At 54.3% G+C, this 6,439-nt stretch carries 3 protein-coding genes and 3 pseudogenes; 5 read left to right on the top strand and 1 reads right to left on the bottom strand.

Features of this window, described 5'->3' with window-relative positions; translation table 11 throughout:
• Window positions 1-584: 584 nt before the first annotated feature.
• The 4 genes and pseudogenes from ACTBDZ_RS13800 to ACTBDZ_RS13785 all read left to right on the top strand — a co-directional run.
• A pseudogene (locus tag ACTBDZ_RS13800) lies at window positions 585-1,376 on the top strand (cation-transporting P-type ATPase); the annotation flags it as partial.
• Window positions 1,372-1,911 (top strand): annotated as a pseudogene (locus tag ACTBDZ_RS13795) (DUF5110 domain-containing protein); the annotation flags it as partial. The pseudogenes ACTBDZ_RS13800 and ACTBDZ_RS13795, both read left to right, overlap by 5 nt.
• Before the next feature lie 271 nt (window positions 1,912-2,182).
• Window positions 2,183-3,646, top strand: a complete 1,464-nt coding sequence (locus ACTBDZ_RS13790; RefSeq protein WP_438815743.1) for an AMP nucleosidase — start codon at window positions 2,183-2,185, stop codon at window positions 3,644-3,646.
• A 295-nt stretch (window positions 3,647-3,941) separates the two neighbouring features.
• Window positions 3,942-4,678 (top strand): annotated as a pseudogene (locus ACTBDZ_RS13785) (carbonic anhydrase family protein).
• 71 nt (window positions 4,679-4,749) lie between these two features.
• Here the strand turns inward: ACTBDZ_RS13785 and ACTBDZ_RS13780 are convergent.
• Window positions 4,750-5,661, bottom strand: coding sequence for a helix-turn-helix domain-containing protein (locus tag ACTBDZ_RS13780; RefSeq protein ID WP_438815742.1), 912 nt, complete (start codon window positions 5,659-5,661; stop codon window positions 4,750-4,752).
• A 163-nt stretch (window positions 5,662-5,824) separates the two neighbouring features.
• On the opposite strand from ACTBDZ_RS13780, the gene ACTBDZ_RS13775 reads away from it, so the two are divergent.
• On the top strand, window positions 5,825-6,325 hold the full coding sequence (locus ACTBDZ_RS13775; protein WP_438815741.1) for a hypothetical protein: 501 nt from the start codon (window positions 5,825-5,827) through the stop codon (window positions 6,323-6,325).
• Window positions 6,326-6,439 lie beyond the last annotated feature (114 nt).

The raw sequence follows: 6,439 nt of genomic DNA, 5'->3' as shown, positions 1-6,439 counted from the left end.
GATTGTTAGTATGAATCATGAGAGTTACCTCGTGTTTTGTATAAGGATTGGACACCCATATCAAAACCGGTAACTCTCAACCTTGCAAGGTCCAGTGTCAGATCAAGTCGCGACTAATACATATGAAAAGCCGTATAAACAGGAAGCACCAGGATGCATCTCTACACTTACGCACTCTTCCCTCCCGGCCATCAGCGCCTTTATATCCAGTAATCACTATATCCAGTAATCACTTGCTTTCAGGCAGCGGTGAAGGCGTTATAACAGCGCCCCACCCCCTTAACGTCAAGCGATCATATTGAATACACGCCCGGTTTCTCTGGATATTCCTGCGATCCTGGCGTTCCGGCATCACTACGTTCACGTTATCGCTTCTCAGCGGTTAAGGAGCCGAAATGGACGATCACACCAGTCAGCAATCTACAACGCGTTGCAAAGGATGACACGCTAACTCGTTTGCTTCTCCATCCTCTCTGCCACGCATAACAATTAGTCCGTTTGCACATCATGCCCTTGAAAGACGGCTTCTCCACGTCTTTAAAAAGGCGTCCTGAAAGCGATGTGCCTAAAAATGAGTAACGGTTATGACTCAGATGTTAGAAAACTTGCCCGTTCGCCGTCAGCAGTCGGTAAAAAAAAGCTACCTTATTGCAGATGAAGCGACAAAAAGCCTTGATAGCACCCTGACCTCGCCTTTCTACCAACCTGGACGGTTTGGTTGAGGCAGAGGCAAAGGAGCGCTTACTTGAAAACGGTGTCCCAACCAGGTGGCGCAAGAGAAAGAGCCTCCCGCGTTAACACAGCTCATCAGCGCCTTTAATAACCCCTTTATTTTTATTTTACTGGCGTTGGCCGCCATCGGTACGTTTACCGATTATTGGCTGCCCTTGCAGCGCGGAGAAGAGACCGATTTAACGGGCACCATCATCATTCTGGTCATGGTAACGCTGAGCGGTCTGCTGCGTTTCTGGCAAGAGTTCCGCACCAATCAGGCAGCAGAAGCGTTGAAATCTCTAGTGCGCACCACCGCCACCGTACTGCGCCGCGCCCATCCCAATGCTCGTGCGGAATGCCATGAAATCCCGCTGCAAGCGTTAGTGCCTGGCGATATCATTTTACTTTCGGCAGGTGATATGGTGCCCGCAGATGTAAAACTGGTTGAATCGCGCGATCTGTTTATCAGCCAGGCAGTCCTCACCGGTGAATCCCTTCCCGTAGAGAAATATGACACCTCAGCCCATGTGGCAGAGAAATCCTGTCAGACGCCTATCGATCAGGAGGGGGTATCTCTGCTGGAAATGGGCAATATCTGCCTGATGGGCACCAATGTCTCCAGCGGCATCGCCAAAGCCGTTGTCGTGGCTACCGGTAAACGACACCGTCACGTTCCAGGAAACCGATGACTTCCTGCTGGGCCGCGATCTGCTGGTTGCCAGCGTGGTTGAACAAGGTCAGCGTCAGGTTTACCTGCCGAAGAACGCGTCTGGCTGGTACGATTTCTACACCGGCACCTGGTTCAGCGGCGGACAAACCATCACCCTGGATGCGCCATTGGAACGCCTGCCGTTGCTGGTTCGCGCCGGTGCGATGCTACCAACCTCTGCACGCTTGAAGCACGTCGAACACCAAACGGACGATCAGCGCGATCTGCTGCTGTTCCCACCGTGCGGTAAAGGTCAGGACAGCGGCCTGCTATTTGAAGATGACGGTGAAACCCATGGCTGGCAGCAAGGTAATGCGTTGTGGCTGCGTTGGAACATCATCAGTGACAACTCACGCATTGATGTGACCTTCACGCAGGAAGGTGACTTTGCTCCTGCCTGGAAACGCCTGCATGTTCGTTTGCCTACGCAGGACCAACGCACGCTCTACATCAACGGTGAAGCACAATCTCACTGGGATCGCGCGTAACGGCACCCCATCGACTACGTCACTTACCCCTCGTCATCCTCGGCGAAAGCCGGGGATCTCTGACAGAAAGAATGCGTTTCCCCTGTGCGAGATTCCCGCCTTCGCGGGAATGACAGTGGTGGGCGGGAATGACGGAGGGAACTACCGAGATATTGTTCAAAGCCTCACCAAACAGAACAATGGATATACGTTTCGTCACGTGGCTGATCTATGCTGGGTGTAACCGCCGCAATGACATTGCGGGAGATAACCCAAAAAGGATGGAAGAACGATGACGCATTGTGGTTCCCCTACCCGCCTCACGGCCGCACAAGCGCTGGATTTACTGAGTTCGCAGTATAACGATGCGGTTAACGCGCTACGCGCAGCCATAAAAGCCTACGTGACAGATGGCTCCTTGCCCGATGCAGAAGCGCGCCGCAATGGGTTGTTCGTCTACCCAGAATTGCGCGTAAGCTGGGATGGCGTACAGCAAGGGAAAAGCCGCACCCGCGCCTATGGGCGTTTCACTCATACTGGAAGTTACAGCACCACGGTCACGCAACCTGCGCTATTTCGCCGCTATCTCTCAGAGCAACTGACCTTACTGGTCGAAGAGTACGGCGCGCACATTGAGGTATACCCGTCGCAGCAGGAAATTCCCTTTCCTTATGTGATTGACGGCTCTGATTTAGCATTGGAGCGCTCGATGTCTGCCGGGATTTCGCAGCACTTCCCCACCACGGAACTGGCCCAAATTGGCGATGAAACCGCAGACGGTCTGTTTCACGCCACCGATACCCGTTTTCCGCTTTCGCATTTTGATGCCTTGCGTACCGATTTCTCTCTGGCACGCTTGCGCCATTACACGGGTACAGCCATCGAGCATTTTCAGCCTTATATCCTGTTCACCAACTACACACGCTACGTGGATGAGTTTGTCAGTTGGGCCTGTGAACAAATCGCCGATCCTGACAGCCCTTACGAAGCGCTCGCCGCCGCAAGCGGAATATTCCTCACCGGCAAAGACGCCACCGCCGAGGCGTGCGTTTCTGATGTTGCCTGGAAGAAACATCAGATGCCGGCTTATCACCTGATCGCCAAGCAAGGGCCGGGGATCACCCTCATCAATATTGGCGTTGGGCCTTCCAACGCCAAAACCATCTGTGACCATCTTGCCGTGCTACGCCCGCACGCCTGGCTGATGATTGGTCACTGCGGCGGGCTGCGCGAAAGCCAAACCATAGGCGACTATGTGTTAGCGCACGCCTATCTGCGCGACGATCACGTGCTTGATGCCGTGCTCCCGCCGGATATCCCCATTCCAAGCATCGCCGAGGTGCAGCGCGCGCTGTACGACGCCACCAAAATGGTGAGCGGTATGGCTGGCGAAGCGGTAAAACAGCGGTTGCGTACCGGCACGGTGGTGACCATCGACGACCGTAATTGGGAGCTGCGCTACTCCGTCTCCGCGCTGCGTTTCAACTTGAGCCGCGCCGTGGCTGTGGACATGGAAAGTGCGACGATTGCGGCACAGGGCTACCGCTTCCGAGTGCCTTACGGCACGCTGCTGTGCGTCTCTGACAAGCCGCTGCACGGTGAAATAAAGCTGCCCGGTCAGGCCAACCGTTTTTATGAAGGAGCCATCTCCGAGCATCTGCAAATCGGTATTTGCGCCATGGATCTGTTACGCGCAGAAGGCGACCATCTGCATTCACGCAAACTTCGCACCTTTAACGAGCCGCCGTTTCGCTAAATACCCGCTGTCGGGCCCTGCAGGGCCCGACAGCGATTATCAGAATTGCCGGACACAAACAGAAAAAAAGAAATAACCAATTGATTTACATCAACAAGCAGAAAAAAAACTTACTGCATAGCCTCTTTATGTCCTCCCACCAGCCACAATCCCATCTGTGGCGCAACTACACTTACCGCAATTAATTACTAACGGTCATTATCAGCACCACCACCAATCACGTGACTAGCGTGTCATTGACGTCCTGCACCAGGCTGCGGCGTCGCCATACCCACAATAACAATGAGGTACTATTATGAATCAGTTCGACGCTACCGAGCCATCTCGCCGTGCTGTGATCAAACGCACTGCCGCCCTCTCCGTGCTGGCACTCACCGGTATCAGTGGTTTTATGGTTCCCAACGTCACCTATGCCGCATCGTTGACCAAAGCACAGCGTGACAGCATGACACCTGACGATGTCATCAAAAGCTTTAAAGCAGGCAATACGCGCTTTCGGGAAGGGAAAATGCAACAGCATGACTTCGTGGCGCAAAAAATCAGCAGCCAAGAGGGGCAGTTCCCCGCAGCGGTGATTTTAAGTTGTATCGACTCGCGCGCGCCTGCTGAAATTTTGCTGGATACGGGCATTGGCGAGACGTTTAACGCGCGCGTGGCAGGCAATGTGCAGAATGAAGACATTCTGGGCAGTATGGAATTCGCGTGTGCGGCGGCGGGTGCCAAAGTGGTGCTGGTGAGGGGCATACCGCATGCGGTGCCGTGGCCGGCGCAATAGACAATGTTGAGTTGGGCAACCTGACCGGGCTGCTGAACAAGATTAAACCCGCCGTCGAGAAAACCGTCTATGAGGGCGACCGCACGGGCAAAAACATGGCGTTTGTCGATGCGGTAGCGAAAACCAATGTGGCGCTCACCGTTGAACACATTCGTGAACACAGCCCGATTCTGAACAAACTGGAACAAGAGGGAAAAATCAAGATCGTCGGCAGCATGTACCACCTGGTTGGCGGCGAAGTTGAGTTTCTGAGTTGAAGCCTGCCTAAGAAAAATGTGCCATAACCCTCCTGCCGTGGCAGTCAGACTGTCACGGCATCCACACCGGGTTAGATGGATTTCGGGTAACGCCCATAATAACGCCAGAACGCTACGCTAAAATTGTTGGCGTGACGATATCCCACCCGCCAGGCAACTTGCGCAACCTGTAAGTCTTGTTCCAACAACCGGTGCGCCTTTTCCATGCGCAGTTGCAACAACATCTGCCCCGGCGTGGTGTTGAAGTGGCGATGAAACGCCAGCTTGAGCTTGTATTCGCTTAAACCGACCGCTAATGCCAGCGCGCCGAGAGAAAGGGTTTCGCTCAGGTGCGCCACCATCCAATCACGAGCGCGCTCCACCGCTACCACATCCTGAGGATGTAAGCGTGCCGCTTCCCGCGTCTCCTCAAACAAATAGCGGTGCGCAGCCAGCAGATTCAGGGCATGGATGTGCATGGAGAGCATATCGCCCTGTGCCTGTTGCAGTGCATGCAGGTACTGTTGCGCGACAGGGGCCAACCGGCTGTAGGCATGCTGCCGCAGTCGATAATCACCAAACAGCCGCTCTGTTGCCGCACCGCCAATGTAGCGCTCCAGCATCGATTCACTCACCAACAGGCGCAGTTGGTCCACTTTTTGTCGTTCCGGGTAATAACGCTCACCTAGGCTATGATGAAAACTGGCGATGGTCACATGCTGTTGGCGGAACGTCATGCTGGCACCCCGTTTTTCGCTGTAGTTCGACTCGCCGTTCAAACCAAAAGTCATCACCAACACAGGCTGAGAGTGGGCGGTTTCAGCTTCCTCCACCAACGGTTTCAGCGGCTGATAGGAGGAGGTCACCGGTGTCAACCCGTCAGCAAGCGTATCCGATTGCGACCAGCACTGGCCAAACTGATCCGGCAACTGGCGACGGTTACCCTCGCGCAATACCATACGCGGCATCACACGCTGCGTTGATGAACCTCGCCCTTTTCCCATTTTCTCTCACCTCCCGTCCTCAGAGAAAAACCGCCGTCACGCAGACAAAGCAAGACAATAATAATTCTCATTTATAGATAACATAAGGCTATCCCTGGCGGCAACGCACACGTTAACCAACGCGACGTGATTAACGCCGCAACACAGCCTGCAAGGAGCCACTATGTTCCCCACCACGTTGACCGATTTATGGACACTGACCGCCAGCAGCATCAAAACAGAAGCCGTTCGACTGGCCCTGGATAGCGCACTGTTCGATCAACTGGCACAGCCCTCAACGGTTGAGCAGTTCGCGCTGCGCCAACAGTGGGAACCACAGCAAGCCACAGCGCTGTTGGAACTGCTGTGGAGCATGAAACTGCTGACGCGCGACGCGGCAGGCTATCAAACCAGCGCCGAGATGCAAGCCTATCTGTGTCAAACCGGCGAGCGTTATATTGGCGATAGCTGGCGTTTTCGCTATCAATCGCTGCGTGACGTCGGGCAGCAGCTCGCCGCGCTTATGCAGCAAACACCCGGTACACCGCCTCCCGCCGCTCGCATGGATGCCTGTTGGGCGCAGGCAGCGCAAAAGCAGATTGCGCAAGAGCAGCGTGCTCTGACAGTCGATCGTGCCTGCGACATCGTGGGCGCATTGCCAGAGTTTCCGCAGGGGCTTTGTTGAATAAATAGAAAGTTTGGGTAATCATCGGATCAGATCACCATAGTTGTTTCAAAATCAGGTCTCCATGGCAAAACAAAATTTTAAAATCACTAACTGGCCCTCCTATAACAAGGC

This window comes from Symbiopectobacterium sp., assembly GCF_051710365.1.
GTDB lineage: Bacteria > Pseudomonadota > Gammaproteobacteria > Enterobacterales > Enterobacteriaceae > Symbiopectobacterium.
This window is presented reverse-complemented; position numbering and strand designations above follow the sequence as displayed.

Coding starts and splice junctions, on each gene's coding strand:
- ACTBDZ_RS13790 (WP_438815743.1), top strand. CDS start 2,183: ATGACGCATTGTGGTTCCCCTACCCGCCTCACGGCCGCACAAGCGCTG.
- ACTBDZ_RS13780 (WP_438815742.1), bottom strand. CDS start 5,661: ATGGGAAAAGGGCGAGGTTCATCAACGCAGCGTGTGATGCCGCGTATG.
- ACTBDZ_RS13775 (WP_438815741.1), top strand. CDS start 5,825: ATGTTCCCCACCACGTTGACCGATTTATGGACACTGACCGCCAGCAGC.